Below are 17,796 nucleotides of genomic sequence, written 5' to 3'. Positions count from 1 at the left end.
TTTTTTCCCCGAGAATCCACAATGGTTGCCCATGGGATTTGGGAGCTACGACGAGTCTGAACAGGAGCGACAGGAAGTCGACGGTGACTTAGACGAGAGTGACGGCGTAGCGACCAGCGAGAACGACCATCAGGGGAGCATCGACTTCGAAAACGGCGCTTCGAACGACGAACTGCTCGACCGCCTCCAGGAAATCAAACAGCAGTGAAGTCAGGAGTGCGGACGCTCGGTGTCGCCGAGTCGTTCCGCGACGAACGGAGCACGCTGGCTGGCGTCGTCACCCGCGCCAGCCGCATCGTAGACGGCTTTTCTTTCGGCGAGTGTACGGTCGGCAGCCTCGACGCGACGGACGCTATCAGTGACCTCTACGACCGGCTGGGCCGCGAGGACGCCCAGTCGGTCATGGTTTCGGGCATCGCTCTCGCGTGGTACAACCTCGTGGACCTCCACCGACTCCACGAGGCGACAGCGCGCCCGGTCATTTCGGTCACCTACGAGGCGAGCGATGGTCTCGAAACCGGACTGCGAGACGCCTTCGACGGGACGGAACTCGACGCCCGTCTGGCCATCTACGAGGCACTTCCTCCGCGTCACGAACTTCAAGTTGGGGCGGAGACGGTGTGGGTTCGGTGTGTGGGTTGTGAACCCGACGAGGCCGCCGAACTGGTGCGGGGATTCACGCCGGAAGGCGGCCGCCCGGAGCCACTTCGCGTCGCCAGGTTGGCCGCCCGGGCGGCCGACGAGTGGTGGCATTAAGTATGCACGTCTCGCAGTTTTTTCCAATGGGAACAATGGAAGGACTCGACGTCGTCGAGTGTACACGGTGTCCCGAACTCGTCGAGTGTCGGTCGCAAATTGTCAATGGGGTCGGTCCCGCCGATGCAGACATTCTCTTCGTCGGCGAGGGCCCGGGCGCACAGGAAGACGAGCAGGGCGAACCCTTCGTCGGGCGCAGCGGGACCGTCCTCAGCGACACGCTGCGCGACGTGGGCTTGGAGCGAGAGGTCGTCCGCATCACCAACTGCGTGCGGTGTCGCCCGCCGGACAACCGCAACCCACGCAAAGAGGAACTCGCAAACTGTCGTGAGTATCTGGAGAACGAAATCGACCGCGTGGACCCAGAACTCATCGTCACGCTCGGGAAGGTCCCCTCTGAACACCTCCTTGGTCGCTCCGTCGCCGTGACCAACGAGGCCGGCAACATCGTGGACAAAGCGATTGGTGGCAAGCCCCGGCGCATCCTTGTTTCTGTACACCCGGCCGCGACGCTCTACGACCGCAGTCAGACCGAGACGTTCGTGAAGACGCTCACGAAGGCCGCAGAGTTCACGAATGAGACCGGCGACCAGTCCCGACTCGGCGACTACTGAGTTTCACCGCAACGGAAAGCGACTTGTTCGAGACCCCCTCTAGCTAGCGTATGAGCCAGCGTGCCCCACAGCAGGCGACGACGGCCGACGTCGTCGTCGTGGACTACGGCCTCGGCAACCTCCGGAGCGTGACCCGCGGGCTGGAACGCGCCGGTGCGGCGGTCGAAATCACCGACGACCCCGACCGCTTCGCCGACGCAGACGGCATCGTCCTCCCCGGCGTTGGTGCCTTCCGTGAAGGTGTCGAGAACGCCGCTCCCTACCGTGAGGCGCTCCGCGACGCCGCCGACCGTGGCCAGCCAATTTTCGGCATCTGCCTCGGAATGCAGATGCTCCTGACCGCGAGCGAAGAGGCAGACCGGGCCGGACAGGGCGACGTCACCGGTCTCGATTTCATCCCTGGAAACAACGTCAAGTTCCGCGAGGGCCAGAAGGTCCCGCACATGGGCTGGAACGAACTCACCGTGAAACGCGACCACCCACTCGTGGAGGGCATTGATGGTGAACACGCCTACTTCGTCCACTCCTACTACGCCGTTCCCGACGACGAGAACGCGATTGTCGCCACGACCGACTACGGCGTCGAGTTCCCCGCCATCATCGCAAACGAATCGGGCACTATCTTCGGCACGCAGTTCCACCCCGAAAAGAGCGGCGAGACCGGCCTTCGCATCCTGCGGAATTTCGTCGATATCTGCGATTCGGCGTAAGCTAAAATCGGTTTTTGTGTCACGCGAGAGTTAATATACGGAGCGGACGCAGTGGGACTCGATGCGCGCGCTCACCGCTGTCGCCATCGCCCTCACCGTCGTTCTCGTCGGCGTCGTTGCGGGTGGCGTCTACCAGTCTGCCGAATTCGGATTACCCGACGGACCCGCTCCCGACGAGGCCCGCGTCCTCTCCTTCGAATCCGGAGGCGGTCAGTGCGTCGAAACCACGAATCGGAACATCACGTCGACACAGCGGGGTAGCGACCGAGCTACGGTCATCGAGACGCGGGCCAACGTCACCGTTCCCGACGCGAACTACGCCCTCACCGACCTGACCATCACGAAGGTGGGTGAGCGACGGTACGTCGTCTCCTTCGAGAGTGAAGAAGTACCAGAAAAGGCCGCGCGTAACTGTCAGGCGATGGCTCGCTACCACCTGACGTTCGAGGTCCCTCACGGTCAGGCAGACCGCTTCAACGTGACCGTCGAATACAACGGCGAAGAAACGCAGTGGTTCGAAAATGGACCGGATGGGTCGGGAAGCGGCGCGAACGCCGGCGGCAGCGACGCGACCACCTAGAGGAACTCGCGGACGTCCGAGTACCACATGTCGTGTTCGTCCACCATGTCGATGCGACGGGCGATTTCCGCAGCCAGCACGTGCCAGCACAGCTGTTCTGGGTCGTCCTTGTCCAGATTGAACGCCGCGTCCTGACAGCCACAGGCTCGGCCTTCGACGACGTACTCGTCCTCGTGGCCGACGACGACGGTGAAGTCTCGGTACTGTTTGACTCGCATCTCTGAGACGGCCTCGATGGCGCGGACGCCCCGCGACCCGTGGACGGAGATGATGCGGTCGACGATAGCGGGGGCTAGCGAGCCGCGTTCAGCCAAATCGGCCTGCCAGCGGTCGACCGCGTTCACGCCAGACCCTACGGCGTGCGCACCAAAAACCCATGCGATACCCGTATCAGGTGCGGCTGGGGTCCCCGGCGCGGAACCGCTCGATGGAGCGGCAGGTGACCTGATGTGCGGCGACGAGAATGGTGACGCTCACGACGATGGTCGCCGCCTCGTACGGCGTCGAGAGCAGCCCGAGCGAGACGATGAGGGTGGTCGCACACGCCGGAGCGTGGACGGTGTCAGTTTCGAACATCCCGAAGCTGGTGAGGGAGATGGAGAGGATGCCGCTCGCAGCGAGACGAAGGCCGTCCGGCGAGGAGGGAGCGAGTGTGGCCGTGACGACCACGCCATTCGCGAACAGGAGATAGGCGACGAGACCGGCGAGTGCGCCGATGAAGTGACTCCCGACGACGCGACGTAGGTCCGTCGCCGGGCCCTTCTGCTCGACGGCGAGGATGAACGCGGAAGGGCCGAGGCTCGGGAAGATGAACGGCTGGCCCGTGACCCACGCGAGCGCCCCGAGGACGGTGAACAGCGCCCCGGCGTAGAGGCTCGTTCGCAGGCGGCGACGACGCATATCGGTGTGCTGCCGGCGGAGCAAGAAAACACCTTCTTCTCGCACCGAGAGCGTGTCCCTTTTCGTCTATCGCCGGAGAGAACAGGCATGAACGTCCGGGAAGGGGCCATCGAGGTGGCGGTACCCGAACAGTCAGGCGACTCGATCGAGGACGCCGTGTTCTTCAATCCGAACCAGGAGTTGAATCGCGACATCACCATCGCCGTCCTTCGGGCCTACGCCGAGCGAAACGAGTACGCCAGTTCGTACCTAGATGCGACAGCAGCAAGCGGTATCCGCGGGGTTAGAGCCGCGAACGAGGGGTGGGAGGCTACCTGCTGTGACGTAGACGAGGAAGCCGTCTCGCTTTGCGAGGAGAACTTCGAGCGAAACGGCCTCGCTGGGACCGCCGTCCGCCGAAACGCGAACGCCCTCATGCACGAAGAACGCTTCGACGTGGTGGACGTAGACCCCTTCGGAACGCCCATCCCCTTCGCCGACGCCGCGTTCAACAGCGCCCACAACCTCGTCTGTGTGACGGCGACGGACACCGCCCCGCTCTGTGGCGCGCACTTCAACTCCGGCGTCCGCAAGTACTCGGCGGTCCCCCGAAACACAGACTACCACGCGGAGATGGGGCTCCGCATTCTCCTCTCGGCGCTCGCCCGGACCGCCGCCCGCTACGACGTTGGCGTCACGCCCATCCTCAGTCACGTCACCCGCCACTACGTCCGGGTGTACCTCGAGTGCAGTCCTCGGGCGACGGACGCGAACCACGCAATCGACGAACTCGGCTACGTCCACCACTGCAACGAGTGCATGCACCGCGAGTGGGAGGACGGGATGATTGCCCACCCCCCAGCCGCGTGCCCGAACTGCGAGACGAGTATGGTCACCGCTGGCCCGGTCTGGCTCGGTGCAATTCGTGACCGTCACTTCACTGCGCAGGTCCGCGACCAGTTGAGCGAGGAGATGGGGCAGGCGAAGAAAGCAGAACGCATGCTCGCCACCATCGAGGACGAACTCGACCTCCCGTTCCACTTCGACCAGCACAAGGTCTGCAAGCAGTGGGGCATCTCGGCCCCGGCGATGGACGACTTCCTGGAGGTGCTCCACGAAGCGGGCTACGAGGCGCGACGCGCCCACTACGGCGGAACCACCTTCCACACGGACGCGACGATTGCGGAAATCGAGGACGCCGCCCGCGCTCGATTCAGCTAAGACGGTCTGCGAGTGATTCTCCTGTTGACTGCGCCCATTCGATAAGCGGCCAGAACAGGACGAACGAGAGCCCAATCACGAGTAGTTTGACTCCCGTTTCCCTGAGCCCGGCGGGCGACCCGCCGCGTTCGAGGGCGAACACGACGGCAGCGAAGGCGAACGAGAACCACGCGACTGCGAGGTGTTCTGAGCGTGCGACGAGATAGTAGCCAGCGAGCAGCATAGCCGAAAGGATGGCAAAACCCCCCGCGAGTGCCAGCGTCGGCGTGACGCCAAGGAATCCAGCTACGACGACGATTGAACTGGTCACGAGGAACGTCGCGAGCGTCTGTCGGCGACCATTCGGGGCGGCGTACTCGGACACGGATGTTCGTTCCGGCCGAACTGTCAAGAATGCACGGGAGTGGCCGAAACCCTTGAAAGGGCCGACTGGTAACGGACTATCCATCGAATGGCCGCCCTCCACACCGCGAAGTCGGTCGTCACCGTGGCGAAAGAAAAACAGTTGAACGTAAAGGCGGCGAGTCTCGCGTACTTCGCCGTCGCATCGTTCATCCCGTTCGTCCTGCTCCTCATCATCGCACTTTCGAAGTGGGGCGGTGACGGCTTCGCGGCGTTCGTCATCGACAGCGTCCTCTCGCGAGTCCTGCCGGCGCAATCGGGGCAACTTAGGGAGATGGTGATGAATGCGGCCGGCCGGAGTCGGGCGACGGCACTCTCTGGAATCGTGCTCTTCTGGTCGTCGCTGCGGCTGTTTCGCGGCCTCGACGCCGTGTTCGTCGAGATGTACGGCGACCGGGAAAAGCACGGTATCGGGGACCGAATCGTCAACATCCTCCTCGCGTTCCTCACCGTGACGGGGGCGCTCGCGCTCTTGCTGGTGGTGGGCGTTGCCCTCGCCATCAACTTCGATGCCGCGTTCTGGAGATATCTCGCCCCACTGCTCTTGGTTCCGGGGCTCACGCTCGTATTCCTCCCGATGTTCCGCATCTTCCCGAAGGGGACGGTTCCGCTGCGCGAGGCGCTGCCCGGGGCACTCATCTCTGCAACCTCGTGGGCGCTCCTGTTCGCCGGCTTCCGCCTCTACATCACGACCATCGGCCAGTCGCGGCTCTACAGTTTCGCGGGCCTCGCGCTCATCGTCCTGACGTGGCTGTATCTCGGCGGCATCGGCTTACTCCTCGGCGTCGTGTACAACGCCGTCACCAACGGCCACGTCAAACCCGAGCGGCCACCGAGTTTTTTGTAGTCCTTTTCGTAAGAGAGCAGTGTGAATCAACGCGTCGCCACCCTCGCCGACACGGGTCGCACCATCCTGCGTGAGGCCCAGGACCACCAAATCACGTTTCTGGCGGCCAGTCTCGCCTACTACGCGTTCATCTCGCTCATTCCGCTGTTGTTGCTCGTTCTCGCCCTCGGGTCGCTGTTCGGCGGTCAGGAGTTCGCGGCCGCCATCGTGGGTTCTCTCAGCGGGCTGCTCTCCGCACAGGGGCAGTCCGCCATCGAGGAGGCGCTCACCGGAAGTGCCGGACGAGGCGGGGCGACGCTCATCGGGGTCGCGTTCCTGCTCTGGAGCGCGCTCAAAATCTTTCGCGCCCTCGACATCGCCTTCTCCAGGGTGTACGACAGCGAGTGGCCCGATTCGCTCGTCTCACAGCTCAAAAACGGCCTCGTGACGCTCGTCGCCGTGGGCGGCGGCCTCGCGCTGACCGCAGCCGTCGGCGCGGCGATTTCCCTGCTCGGCCTGCCGGTGTTGGAGATTATCGGGCCGTTCGCCCTCGTCGTCTTCCTCGCCGTGGCGTTCGTCCCATTGTACTACTTTTTGCCCGCGAAGGACGTATCCATCCGTGAAGCACTGCCCGGCGCGGCGTTCGCCGCGGTTGGCTGGACGATACTCCAGACGGGCTTTCGCATCTACGCCTCGCAGGCGGGCAACTTCGAAGCCTACGGCGTCATCGGCGCGGGCCTGCTGCTCGTGACGTGGTTCTACCTCGGCAGCGTCATCCTGCTCGCCGGTGCCGTCATCAATGCCGTCCTCGCCGGGCGCAGCGACGCATCGACGGACCGGCAGTTACACAAAGGCGGCCCCCGAGGTGACAAGCGACAACTGGCGAGCATGACTGACGAACGCGACGACACAGAGGCGGCCGCAGAATCGGTTTCCGACGAACTCAACGCCCTCCGCGCGGACTTAGAGGCCTTCGAGGAGGAAATCGAACAGCGGACGGTCCAGCGCGACCAGGTCGAAAGCGACTTGAAACGATACGTCCGAAGCCGGATGCGACGCGGCCACGCCCGCGGCTGGGGGCCGTATCTCGTTTTGCTCTACGGGACCATAATGACCCTCGGCGCGTTCTTCTACCTCTCGGGTGGCTGGGCCATCCTCGCCATGCTCGTCGTCTGGCTCTCGACACTCGGCCTCTACGTCGTGATGCTCGCCGTCGGCGTCGTGGGTGGGGCGGTAAACGTTCCCGGTCGACTGCGTGACCGCTACACCGCGTGGCGACAGGACCGATGACCAGGAGCTTTGGCGTAGTCGAATTTCTGCGCGAACTCGTCCCCGAGTTACTTATTCCGCTGTTCGCGCTCGTCACGCAACTCGGCGACCTGTGGTTCTACTTCCTCGTCCTCTCGCTGCTCTACTGGCTCGGCCCGCGCACGCCACTCTGGAACGATGGCGTCTCACGCGACCGCATCGCCTACGTCATCGCAATTACGCTTGGGGCGCTCTCGCTCACCCTCGCGCTCAAGGGCCTCTTCGCACTTCCCCGCCCACCCGCGCCGGACGTCGTTCCCGGGAGTCGGTTCATCCCAGACGCCTACCACGCCGCCTACGAGTGGCTCGCGGTCTCTGACGGCTACGGCTTTCCGAGCGGGCACGCCCTCGGGTCGACGGTGGTCTGGGGCGGGCTCGCACTCACCCTCGGTGTGAGTACGTTCCGCCGCCGAATCGTGACGGCGGGAGCCATCATCGCCCTCATCTCGCTGTCGCGACTCGTTCTCGGGGTTCACTACCTCGTGGACATCCTTGCGGGCATCACGATTGGCGTGACCTACCTGCTCGTCGAACGGCGAATCACTGGCGAAGACCCGCAACTCGCGTTCTGGGTCGCCGCCACCATCGCGCTGTTCGCGTTCGTCACCAGTGGCTTCGGAACCGAGGGGGCCGCCGCCGTCGGCGGTACGGTCGGTGGCATCCTCGCCTGGCAGTACGTCGAACCGCGACTCGACCAATTCCCCTCTTGGCGCCAGGCACTCCTGACCGTCATCGTTGGCCTGCCGGTGCTCGGCATCCTGCTCGCCATCGTGACGACGGTCACTGGGTCGGTGATGGTCTCGCTGCTCGGTAACGCCGTCGTCATCACCGGGCTACTGGCGCTGCCGCTCGTCGCGAACCGCTGAAAAAGACCTGAATAGCGGGAGTTAGAACGTCTCGAGGTAGCGGTCGAGTTCCCACTGGCTGACGGAGATGCGGTACTCGTCGTACTCCTGGGACTTCGCCTGCATGAACTTCTCGTAGACGTGTTCGCCGAGTGCGGACTGCATGTCCTCGTCTGCTTCGAGCGCAGAGAGTGCCTCGCCGAGGTTGGCCGGCAGCGTGTCGATACCGTATTCGGCGCGTTTGTCGGCGTCGAACTCGTAGATGTTCTCGCGGACCGGGTCGGGCGCTTCGAGGCCGCGCTCGATGCCGTTCAGACCGGCGTGGATGATGACGGCGAGCGCGAGGTACGGGTTGCACGATGGGTCCGGCGAGCGCAGTTCGATGCGCGAGGCGGCAGGCACGCGGGCGGCCGGCCGGCGGATGAGCGCAGAGCGGTTGCGGTCGGACCACGCGACGTAGACGGGTGCCTCGTAGCCGGGGACGAGACGCTTGTACGAGTTAACCGTTGGGTTGCAGACGGCGGTGAGCGCCGGGGCGTGTTCGAGGACGCCCGCGAGGAACTGCTTTGCCGTCCCAGAGAGGCTGAACTCGTCGTCGCCGTCGTGGAATGCATTGTTGCCGTCCTCGTCGAACAGCGAGATGTGGGTGTGCATGCCCGAGCCGTTGATCTTCGCGATTGGCTTCGGCATGAACGTGGCGTGATAGCCGTGTTCGGCGGCGATAGCGCGGACGACCATGCGGAAAGTCGCGACGTTGTCGGCCGTCGTCAGGGCGTCGTCGTACTCGAAGTTGATTTCGTGCTGGCCCTCTGCGACCTCGTGGTGGCTGGCTTCGATTTCGAAGCCCATGTTCTCTAAGCCGTAGATGATGTCGCGGCGAACGTCGGAGGCGAGGTCCTTCGGCGCGACGTCGAAGTAGCCGCCTGCGTCGTTGGTGATGGTCGTCGCGCGGCCATCTTCGTCTTCCTCGAACAGGAAGAACTCGGGTTCCGGCGCGGCGTTTACCTTGTAACCCATCTTCTTCGCGCGGTCGAGCGCCTGCTTCAGAACGTAGCGTGGGTCGCCGTTGAACGGTTCGTCCGTCGTGGTGTCCACGACGTCGCACATGAGACGCGCAGAGGCGCTCTCTTCGGTGTTGCGCCATGGTAAAATCGCGAACGTCGAAGGGTCGGGTTTCAGACGCATGTCCGATTCCTGAATGCGGACGAAGCCTTCGATAGAAGACCCGTCGAAATAGATGCCCTCCGAGAAGGCCTTTTCGGCTTGCGAGGCGGGGACAGCGACGTTTTTCACTGTACCGAGAATGTCGGTGAACTGGAGTCGAAGGAAGTCTACGTTGTTCTCTTCGATTTTGTCAACGACTGCCTGCGCTTCCGCCGAAAGACCACCATCAGGGGCAATATTTTCGTTTGTCATCTTTCTCTTACATGCCTTCGGACTACCTCAACCATTAAAACACTAATGGTCGGCGCAACTCTCCGAATCGCGGGGTAAAATTGGATATTCGTAAAATTCTAATGGGTGGGGAAAGTGATAGCAAATATGACGTACGAAAATCTCGACAGCAAACTCATCAACGCGCTCCTCAAAGACGGGCGGGCAAGCCTTCGCAGCCTCGCAGACGAACTCGACGTCTCCGTGACCACCGTCTCGAACCACCTGAAGAATTTAGAGGAAGAGGGCGTCATCACCGGCTACACGCCAAAGGTGAGCTACGACAAACTCGGCTACGGCGTCACCGCCGTCATCCAGCTCAAAGTCGAAGGGTCTGCGCTCCCAGACATCACCGAACAGCTTCGCATCCACCGCCAGATGGTCTCGGTGTACGAAGTCACCGGCGACCACGACATCATCGCGATTGGCAAGTTCAAGGACACAGACGACATGAACAAGCAAATCAAGGCGCTGCTCGTGGAGCCGGAAATCAAAGAGTCGAACACGAGCGTCGTGCTCAACGCCGCCGCAGAGCACGAGCAGTTCGACTTAGAAATCGAAGAGTAGACTCCCGAACAGTCACGTTTTCCAGCACTCACATCTAAGCCGGTTGACATGGAAGTCGGTGGTATGGCTCCCGCCCCACAGACGCGAAAACAGGTCGAACAAGCGACGTCCCGATTCCGTATCGGCGTCGTCGTCTTTCTCGTTCTCGGCGGCCTGTTCGGCGTGCTGACGATGGACGGCCACGCCGGCGCACTCGTCGCTGGCGCGTCCGGCCTCGGCCTGTTCGTGTACCTGACACGACTCGCCGGGCAGCTATCGCGCCATCCGTGGAACCGTGGCCGCGTCTAGCGGCGCGGCGACGAAAGAAGAATGTCTGGTTTTCAAGTCGGTACTGGAACCGCGGGGTAGTGGGTGTAGGGTGTCTAGGGACGATTTTCAGCCGCTTTGCCGAGTTATACTCGACAGCCCATGTGAAATTGTTACCTGCTCAATTTCACATTGCGCCGCCCATACCGCCCATACCGCCCATGCCGCCCATGCCACCGCCGCCCGGTGGCATGTCCATGTCGTCGTCGTCGCCGTCGACCTGGCCGCCGGAGAGGTCGCCTGCGGCGATGACGTCGTCGATGCGGAGGATCATGACCGCGGCTTCGGTTGCGGATTCGATGGCCTGCGTCTTGACGCGGAGTGGCTCCACGACGCCTTCGGCTTGCATGTCGATGATGTCGCCGGTGTAAGCGTCGAGACCCGTCGTCGTCTCGCCTGCGTCGTGCTTCGAGCGAAGATTGACGAGACTGTCGATTGGGTCGAGGCCAGCGTTCTCTGCGAGGGTGCGTGGGATGACGTCGATTGCGTCTGCGAACGCCTCGACGGCGAGCTGCTCGCGGCCGCCGACGGAGTCGGCGTAGTCGCGCAGACCGAGGGCGAGTTCCGTCTCCGGAGCCGCGCCGCCGGGCAGGACTTTGCCGTCTTCGAGCGTGACGCGAACGACGCCGAGGGAGTCCTCGATGGCGCGCTCGACTTCGTCGACGACGTGCTCGGTGCCGCCGCGGAGAATCAGCGTGACGGACTTCGCTTCCTTCACGTCCTCGACGAAGATGCGGTCCTTGCCGCCGACGTCGCGCTGGGCGACGGAACCGGCGTAGCCGAGGTCCGCTTCCTCGATGTCCTCTAAGTTCGAGACGACGCGAGCTCCCGTCGCGCGAGCGAGGCGCTTGATGTCGGACTTCTTGACCCGGCGGGCCGCGAGGATGCCTTCCTTCGCGAGGTAGTGCTGGGCCATGTCGTCGATGCCCTTCTGGCAAAAGACGACGTCAGCGCCGACGGCTTTGAGCTTGTCGACCATCTCCTTCAGTTGCTTCTCTTCCTGGTCTAGGAACTGCTGGAGCTGGGCCGGGTCGGTGACGTTGACTTCGGCGTCGATTTCCGTCTCCTTGATTTCGAGGGCCTGGTCGAGAACTGCGACGTTCGCGTCCTCGACGCTGTACGGCATGTTGTCGTGGACGCGCTCTTTCGAGATGATGACGCCCTCGACGAGTTCGGACTCGTCGATGGAGCCGCCGACGACCTTCTCGACTTTGATGTTGTCCGTGTCGATACCGTCCTCGTCTGCGACGGCGCGAACGGCGTCGACGACGAGCTTCGAGAGCGTGTCCTTCGCGCTCTCTGCGCCCTTGCCGGTCATCGCGGTCGCGGCAATCTGGGTGAGAATCTCCTCGTCGTCCTCGGAGACGTCGATGGCGATGTTCTCGAGAATCTCCTTGGACTTGGCTGCGGCCTGGCGGTACCCCTGTGCGAGCGTGGTCGCGTGGATGTCCTGCTCTAAGAGGTCCTCGGCCTGCTGGAGGAGGCCGCCCGTGATGACGACGGCTGTGGTCGTCCCGTCACCGACTTCGTCCTCCTGAGTCTGGGCGACTTCGACGATCATGTTCGCCGCCGGGTGTTCGATGTCCATCTCTTTGAGGATGGTGACGCCGTCGTTCGTGACGACGACCGAGCCCATCGAGTCGACGAGCATCTTGTCCATCCCTTTCGGGCCGAGTGTCGTGCGTACCGCCTCGGCGACCGCCTTGCCGGCGGTGATGTTCATCGACTGCGCATCTCGACCTGAGGTGCGCTGGCTGTCCTCCGAAAGTACGATGAGGGGCTGGTTGCCCATTCGCTGAGCCATAATCAGTCAACAGATTGAATGTGCTTCTATATGAATCTTTTGCCGGCCCGGTGAGAAATCGTACCACACAGACCCCGTCGAGAGGTGTGTGAAGCCGTGTCAAACGAGAGTTTAAATAGGATTATCCGGAGAAGTTGTGGTACTCCATCCCCTGAGTCTTCAGTTCGTTGTGCGCCCGTTCGAGGTAGGAGTACACCGTCCCGTGGGGAGCGCCGTCGAGAATCATCTCGGCGGCCCGCCGGGCGACTTCCACTTGCTTTGGCGTCCCGATGATGCCGAGGGTGGAGCCGTAGATGGTGACCGATGCGCCCGAGAGTTCGGCCATCAACTGGCGGGTGCGTCCGCCCTCGCCGATGAGCCGACCTTTCTGGCGTTTCAGGTCGTTTTTGTTCCTGCTGTGGGCGTCGATGTCGATGAGGTCGAACATCATCATATCGTCGTTGAGCAGCGAGAGGGCGTCGTCCGGGGAGAAGCCACGACCGATTGCACGCACCACGTCGGGCCCTTTCAGCCCGGAGATGGGGTCGCCAACCGACTCGACTTTCACCGACCCGGATTCGGAATCGATGTCGAGGCGCACCTCTGCACGCGCTTCGATTTCGCGCATCGTCGCACCGCCTTCACCGATAAGGACGCCAATGCGGTCCTGCGGAATCTTCACGTGTTGCATGCGCCTCACTACTTTCTCACGGCGTTTTAAGCCTTCGCACACGGAACGAATCAGTCGGCAGCGGCCCCAACAGCGAACTCCACGTCGCCGATGGGCCCCAGTTTTCGAAGCCGCGGCAGGGCGATGACGTAGCCGGCGACGAAGACGAACGAGACGCCCGTAGCGAGCATGACGACCGTCGGGCCGGAGGCATCCGCCGCCGCCCCACCGAGGAGTGCGCCGAAGGGTGTCGCCACCGTCGCCATGCTCACGAGGACAGACGTGACCCGCCCGACGAGTCGCTCGGGCATGCTCGTCTGGACGAGCGTCATGACGAGGACGTTCGTCGCGCCGATGGGCACGGCCGCAACCGCAAACAGGGCCGCGGTCAGCGCGAGCGACGGGGCGAGGACGGCGAGCACCCAGAGTACGCCCGAGAGTAGATACGAGACGACGATGAGTCGGCCAAACGCGAAGTGGTCTACCGTCCCCGCGCCGAGCGCCCCGGCGAGCATCCCCGCGGATAAGGCGGCGAGCAGCAGGCCGTACGCCGCGGAGTTGCCGAGCGTGTCCGCGTAGGCGGGGAGCACGGCGAAGTAGCCGCTGAAGGCGAAGTTCGCGACCACCGCGCCGAGAATCAGGAGGAACAGCGGGGACGCCCGGAGCGCCGCGATACCCTCGCGGAGGTCCGTAAGATACGTCTGCAGGGGTGATTCGGTGGCGTCTGCGTCTGCGTCTTCAGCAGGGGGCACGCGAACCGAGAAGAACAACAGAGCGGCCGCGGCGAAGGTCACCGAATCCACGAGAAACAGCGTGACCGCGCCGAACACGGCGACGACGATGCCGCCGACGGCGTTGAACACGAGGTCGACCCCCTGATAAGCAAAAGAGAACGCCGAGTTCGCGGGGACGAGGTGCTCGTCGTCCACGAGTCGCGGGAGGGCGGTAATCTGGGCGGGGTAGACGAGCTGGTTGAGCGAGGCGAGGACGGGCATCACCGTGAGCACGAACCAGACGGTGAGGTGGCCGGTGTAGTGGGCGAGCGGAATCGTGAGCACCAGAACGCCCTGAATCACCTGCGTCGTCACGAGGACGCGGCGAATCGAAACGCGGTCGACGAGCGGTCCGGCGAGAAACTGGAACGCGCCGGGCAGCATCGTGAGAAAGCCGGCCAGCCCCGTGTAGAACGCAGACCCCGTGAGCGAATAGACGAGCCACATCGCCGCGATGTAGTAGAGACTGTCTCCGGCGTTGGTCACCAGTCGACCCGCCATGAGGCGGACGAACGGGCCGTTTCGCAGGAGTGGATGCACGGACGAAGGGACGAACGACTGGCGAATAAATGATCGCAGAAATACATTTCTGTCCGACCAGTTGCAGAAACGCGCTTCTGTAATCGTCGCGAGGGCTACCCGTCGCGCGTCGTTTCGAGAACCGTGAGCGAGTCGTCGATGGTCACCCGAAGCGTGCCGTCCCCGACGTGACCCGTGACGCGAAGCCGAAGCGGGTCGGTCGAAACCGTCTCGACGGTGGTATCGTCGAGCCACTCGAGTCGCCACGTCGGTTCGGCGTCAAGGGCGACGCCCTGTTCGTGGTGGAAGGCGACGACTGCCGGGTCGGTGACGAGCGCCTCGGGAATCGTCATGTAGACCGTTCCATCACACCGCACGCAGGTGAATCGCACCATCCGGTCGTCTGTGCCGAACTCCTCCGGGTCGAGCAACACCTCGGGGATAGACCGCCCCTCACACGAGAGACAGAACCCATCGATAACGCTCCTGACCTTCGAGCGAATCCAGCGGTCGTACACCATCGGATACTCGTGAGGGTCGTAGCCGTCGAAGACGCCGGGGGGAACCGAGCTCTGGAGGGTCGTCCGGTCACAGTCGGCACAGACGACCAGCGCCCGTTCGTCCTCGTAGGAAAATTCGAGTGTCCCGCCGCAGACCGGACACGGGTCGTCGAGCGAAAACGGCCCGACGGTCCCGGCCTGCTCGTAGGCACCCGCCAGAATCGCGCCCATCACGTGCGCCCCGGCATAGCGCAGGCGGTAGCCGGCATCGACCTTGTCGATGAAGATACCGGTGAGTTTGCCGAGGTGGTAGTTGAACTGTCCGCTGTCGCGCATTCCCACCCGCTCGCGGAGTGCAGAAAACGAGAGCGGCGTGTCCGAGGCGTCTGCGAGTTCACGCAGGATGGCGACGCGCGTCTCGTTGCCGAGCAGCGCGAACGCCTCGTCCGGTCGCGTGTCCGCGCGTGAGTCGTTCATGACGGCACAACGCCACTCTCGAATAACAGCGTTTCGCCGTCAGAGACCGAGGGCAGCGAGCGCGGCTCGGCGCTCGTCCGCGGTCAATCTAAAGGGGGCGAGTCGTTCGTCCAGTTCCGCGTCCGACGGCCGTCGCGACTGGTGGGCGGAGAGGAAGTTCGCAATCTTGTCCGCGGCGTACTGCTTCAGTTCGCCGCTCAGTAACTCTCCCGAACGGTACTCGCGGGCGAGGCGGTCGAGTTCGCCGTCGTCGGGTTCGAAGAACGCCTGCAGGTACTGGAACGCCACGTCGATTTCGGGATTGCCGCCCTGTTCGCGGTGGGCATCGAGGCTCGATTGCCCGCCCGAGAAGGCGTACTGCTGGAGTTTCTCGGTCACCGTCTCCCGGTCGTCGGTGAGGCGAATCGAGGGGGCGTCGTCGCTCGAACTCATCTTCCCCGGCCCGGCGAGACTCGGGAGGAATTTCCCGAGGAGCGCTCCCGGTTTCGACACGGGGAACTTCTGCAGGTCGGCCACGTCCCGACAGAGGCGGACGTGAGGGTCCTGGTCTACGGCAATCGGGACGAGCGTCGGATGTGCGCCGTGGACGAGTTGCGGGAGCACGAGGTGGGCGGCCTGCACCGCCGGGTAGAACCCAAGGCCGATGTTCGGCGGGTCGCCGTACGTCGCCGAGATGGTGGCGGGCGTGAGGTGCTTCGCGAACGCGGCGGCCGCGGGGTACACCACGTCCGCGTCCTGCGTGTCCACGAGGATGCGGGTGTTCTCGGGGTCGAACCCGACGGCGAGCAGGTCCTTGAGGTTGTCTCGCGTGTAGGCGCGCCCTTGCGCGAGGGTCTGGTCCTTCGCGAAGTACTTCTCGTCGTCCGAAAGCGGGATGTAGACCGTCGCGCCGGTCTGGTCTTGCAGGTGCTGTGCGAGGGAGAACACCTGGATGTGGCCGAGGTGCATCGGTCCGGAAGGTCCGATGCCGGTGACGATAGAGTGGTGCTGGCCGGCGTTCGCGGCAGCGAGGTAACGGTCTACGTCGCGGTGGGCGTAAAACACCCCACGGCGAACGAGCGGGTGAACCGGCTGTGGAAAGTGTTCGAGGTGGTCTGTAGTCAGTGCGTCTGCGCCGAACTCGGCGAGGAGTTTCTCGTAATCGACCTCGCCGGAGACGGCGTACGGGGTGACGGAATTGGATGCTGGCATTGTGGGTGCGTCGCTGGTGGTCTGAAGACGGTGCGAAAAGAGAGCGAGGGAGCCGTCGACGGGCGGGCAGTCGGGTTAGGCCGCGACGCCTGCACAGGCAAAACTGTCCGCTCTCGAACCGGGCCAGCGCCAGTCGAAAGCGGACTCCATGCGAGAAAGAAGTTGCCGTGAGAACTTTAGCGTTCCTGCTCGGTGACGTGTGCGAGCAGGGATGTTCCGTCGGTGTCGACGCCCTGGCGGGCGAAGAAGTTCGCGATATTCCGACAGTCGCGTTCGAGGAAATCGCGGGAGTTCGGGTGGTGGACGGTGACCGCCTGTCCGAGGTCGATGATGGTGAGTTCGCCCTCGTGGACGACGATGTTGTACTCAGAGAGGTCGCCGTGGACGAGACCGGAATCGTAGAGACGGCGCATGTACTCACGGACGACCTCGAAGGCGGTTTCGGGGTTCTCGATGTGAACTTCGCCGAGCCGGCGGGCGCGGTCGTCGCCCTGACCGAGATACTCCATCACGAGCACGTTGCGTTCGACGGCGATGGGGTTCGGGACGCGAACGCCCGCTTCCTTCGCCCGCCTGAGGTTCGCGAACTCCTTTTTCACCCACGCCATCACGACCTGGCGTTTCTGGTTGCCAATGCCCTCGAAACGTGGGTCGCCCTCCAGATAGTCACGCATCTGGCGGAAGTTGCTCGTGTTTATGAGGTACACCTTCACCGCGATTTCGCCGTCGGGGCCGTCTGCGAGGTAGACGTTCGCCTCCTTGCCGGTCGAAATCGGCCCGCCGAAGGCGTCGATGTAGCCGTCTTGAACGAGTTTGTAGAGTGCGGCGAGCGTCGCATCGTCGAACACAGCCCCCTCTACTTTGAACTGCTCTGTGTCCTTGAGCCGAATCGCGAACTCCTCGAAGTCGCGGTCGTGGCTCTTTGCGATGCGGTCGGCCTCGCTGTCTTCGACGTGGATTTCCTCCCACTCGTCTGGGTCGGCCATCTCGGTGTCAACGAGGCCGTGGTCGTCGCTCATCTACCGGAGCGTACGGGGTGGAACCGTAAAAGCGGTGGTGCTCCGGGCGTGTCAGGCCGTGATGTGGCCTTCGCGGCGCAACTGGTCTGCGTCTGCCTTCTCGAAGCGCCAGACGATGTCTGCCTTCTCGTCTTGCCAGTCCCAGGGCTCGACGATGACCACGTCGTCTTCGCGAATCCAGACGCGCTTTCGCATTCGACCGGGAATTCGAGCGGTCCGCTCGACGCCGTCCATGCACCGCACTTTCACACGGTTCGCGCCGAGCATATCCGTCACGATGGCGAACACTTCTCCGTCGTCGGGCATCCGGAGGTTCTTCCGGCCCTCGTTGCTCTCGTTCTCGCTCATGGGGGCCTGTTTATCGGCAGGCCATTTAACAGTTGCAACCTTCGGCAGGTCCGAACTGCCGCGTGCAG

22 protein-coding genes are annotated in these 17,796 nt (G+C 63.5%); 11 read left to right on the top strand and 11 right to left on the bottom strand.

Annotated elements, in window-relative coordinates; translation table 11 throughout:
- The first annotated feature begins 31 nt into the window (after nt 1–31).
- From P0648_RS02695 to P0648_RS02675, 5 genes are all read left to right on the top strand, one after another.
- Entirely contained in the window at nt 32–208 is a 177-nt protein-coding gene (locus P0648_RS02695; protein ID WP_276245781.1) for a DUF5786 family protein, read from the top strand.
- Nucleotides 205–756 (top strand): DUF99 family protein, encoded by a 552-nt coding sequence (locus P0648_RS02690; protein WP_277505122.1) that lies wholly within the window; start codon nt 205–207, stop codon nt 754–756. Before P0648_RS02695 ends, P0648_RS02690 begins: the two co-directional genes overlap by 4 nt.
- 26 nt (nt 757–782) lie before the next feature.
- Nucleotides 783–1,370: a uracil-DNA glycosylase family protein gene (locus P0648_RS02685; RefSeq protein WP_277505120.1), complete on the top strand. Its 588-nt coding sequence runs from the start codon at nt 783–785 to the stop codon at nt 1,368–1,370.
- 50 nt (nt 1,371–1,420) lie between these two features.
- The gene (gene hisH / locus P0648_RS02680) at nt 1,421–2,080 is read left to right on the top strand and encodes an imidazole glycerol phosphate synthase subunit HisH (protein WP_276274619.1); all 660 of its coding nucleotides are present in this window, start codon (nt 1,421–1,423) and stop codon (nt 2,078–2,080) included.
- A gap of 61 nt (nt 2,081–2,141) precedes the next feature.
- Nucleotides 2,142–2,660, top strand: a complete 519-nt coding sequence (locus P0648_RS02675; RefSeq protein WP_277505118.1) for a hypothetical protein — start codon at nt 2,142–2,144, stop codon at nt 2,658–2,660.
- Here P0648_RS02675 and P0648_RS02670 read toward each other — a convergent pair.
- Entirely contained in the window at nt 2,657–3,004 is a 348-nt protein-coding gene (locus P0648_RS02670; protein WP_276245786.1) for a hypothetical protein, read from the bottom strand. The two genes, P0648_RS02675 and P0648_RS02670, sit on opposite strands and share 4 nt — an antisense overlap.
- A 46-nt stretch (nt 3,005–3,050) precedes the next feature.
- Complete coding sequence (locus P0648_RS02665; protein ID WP_276245787.1) at nt 3,051–3,560, bottom strand: HPP family protein; 510 nt, start codon at nt 3,558–3,560, stop codon at nt 3,051–3,053.
- Nucleotides 3,561–3,647: 87 nt separating this feature from the next.
- On the opposite strand from P0648_RS02665, the gene P0648_RS02660 reads away from it, so the two are divergent.
- Nucleotides 3,648–4,760 carry a tRNA (guanine(26)-N(2))-dimethyltransferase gene (locus P0648_RS02660; RefSeq protein ID WP_277505117.1) on the top strand — a complete coding sequence of 371 codons (1,113 nt, stop codon included), beginning with the start codon at nt 3,648–3,650 and terminating at the stop codon, nt 4,758–4,760.
- Here P0648_RS02660 and P0648_RS02655 read toward each other — a convergent pair.
- Nucleotides 4,753–5,124, bottom strand: a complete 372-nt coding sequence (locus P0648_RS02655) for a hypothetical protein (RefSeq protein WP_277505116.1) — start codon at nt 5,122–5,124, stop codon at nt 4,753–4,755. The genes P0648_RS02660 and P0648_RS02655 overlap by 8 nt on opposite strands.
- Nucleotides 5,125–5,211: 87 nt before the next feature.
- Between P0648_RS02655 and P0648_RS02650 the strand changes: the two genes are divergently transcribed.
- The 3 genes from P0648_RS02650 to P0648_RS02640 are packed head-to-tail and all read left to right on the top strand — an operon-like array spanning nt 5,212 to nt 8,162.
- The gene (locus P0648_RS02650; protein WP_276245790.1) at nt 5,212–6,009 is read left to right on the top strand and encodes a YihY/virulence factor BrkB family protein; all 798 of its coding nucleotides are present in this window, start codon (nt 5,212–5,214) and stop codon (nt 6,007–6,009) included.
- Between the two features lie 21 nt (nt 6,010–6,030).
- Nucleotides 6,031–7,278: a YihY/virulence factor BrkB family protein gene (locus P0648_RS02645; RefSeq protein WP_276245791.1), complete on the top strand. Its 1,248-nt coding sequence runs from the start codon at nt 6,031–6,033 to the stop codon at nt 7,276–7,278.
- Nucleotides 7,275–8,162 (top strand): phosphatase PAP2 family protein, encoded by an 888-nt coding sequence (locus tag P0648_RS02640; RefSeq protein ID WP_277505114.1) that lies wholly within the window; start codon nt 7,275–7,277, stop codon nt 8,160–8,162. Before P0648_RS02645 ends, P0648_RS02640 begins: the two co-directional genes overlap by 4 nt.
- Nucleotides 8,163–8,183: 21 nt before the next feature.
- Here the strand turns inward: P0648_RS02640 and glnA are convergent, their stop codons facing one another.
- Nucleotides 8,184–9,557 carry a type I glutamate--ammonia ligase gene (gene glnA, locus P0648_RS02635; protein ID WP_276245793.1) on the bottom strand — a complete coding sequence of 458 codons (1,374 nt, stop codon included), beginning with the start codon at nt 9,555–9,557 and terminating at the stop codon, nt 8,184–8,186.
- Nucleotides 9,558–9,683: 126 nt separating this feature from the next.
- Between glnA and lrp the strand changes: the two genes are divergently transcribed.
- On the top strand, nt 9,684–10,142 hold the full coding sequence (gene lrp / locus P0648_RS02630; protein ID WP_277505113.1) for an HTH-type transcriptional regulator Lrp: 459 nt from the start codon (nt 9,684–9,686) through the stop codon (nt 10,140–10,142).
- A 63-nt stretch (nt 10,143–10,205) separates the two neighbouring features.
- A complete protein-coding gene (locus tag P0648_RS02625) occupies nt 10,206–10,430 on the top strand; it encodes a hypothetical protein (protein WP_277505112.1) in 225 nt (74 codons plus the stop codon).
- 145 nt (nt 10,431–10,575) lie between these two features.
- On the opposite strand, the gene thsA is transcribed toward P0648_RS02625, so the two are convergent.
- From thsA to eif1A, 7 genes are all read right to left on the bottom strand, one after another.
- Nucleotides 10,576–12,240 (bottom strand): thermosome subunit alpha, encoded by a 1,665-nt coding sequence (thsA, locus tag P0648_RS02620; protein WP_276248446.1) that lies wholly within the window; start codon nt 12,238–12,240, stop codon nt 10,576–10,578.
- Between the two features lie 133 nt (nt 12,241–12,373).
- Complete coding sequence (locus P0648_RS02615; protein ID WP_277505111.1) at nt 12,374–12,922, bottom strand: pre-rRNA-processing protein PNO1; 549 nt, start codon at nt 12,920–12,922, stop codon at nt 12,374–12,376.
- A gap of 50 nt (nt 12,923–12,972) precedes the next feature.
- Nucleotides 12,973–14,214, bottom strand: coding sequence for an MFS transporter (locus P0648_RS02610; protein ID WP_277505109.1), 1,242 nt, complete (start codon nt 14,212–14,214; stop codon nt 12,973–12,975).
- 95 nt (nt 14,215–14,309) lie between these two features.
- Entirely contained in the window at nt 14,310–15,170 is an 861-nt protein-coding gene (locus tag P0648_RS02605; protein WP_277505106.1) for a helix-turn-helix transcriptional regulator, read from the bottom strand.
- 39 nt (nt 15,171–15,209) lie between these two features.
- Nucleotides 15,210–16,361, bottom strand: coding sequence for a tryptophan--tRNA ligase (locus P0648_RS02600; RefSeq protein WP_276245799.1), 1,152 nt, complete (start codon nt 16,359–16,361; stop codon nt 15,210–15,212).
- Nucleotides 16,362–16,537: 176 nt separating this feature from the next.
- The gene (gene rio1, locus P0648_RS02595) at nt 16,538–17,380 is read right to left on the bottom strand and encodes a serine/threonine-protein kinase Rio1 (protein ID WP_277505103.1); all 843 of its coding nucleotides are present in this window, start codon (nt 17,378–17,380) and stop codon (nt 16,538–16,540) included.
- 51 nt (nt 17,381–17,431) lie between these two features.
- Nucleotides 17,432–17,728 (bottom strand): translation initiation factor eIF-1A, encoded by a 297-nt coding sequence (eif1A, locus tag P0648_RS02590; RefSeq protein WP_276245801.1) that lies wholly within the window; start codon nt 17,726–17,728, stop codon nt 17,432–17,434.
- Nucleotides 17,729–17,796 lie beyond the last annotated feature (68 nt).

Source organism: Haladaptatus sp. DYSN1, assembly GCF_029489995.1.
Classification (GTDB): Archaea; Halobacteriota; Halobacteria; order Halobacteriales; family Halococcaceae; genus QDMS2.
The sequence above is the reverse complement of the archived record's forward strand: the minus strand, read 5'-3'. Positions and strand labels throughout refer to the sequence as shown.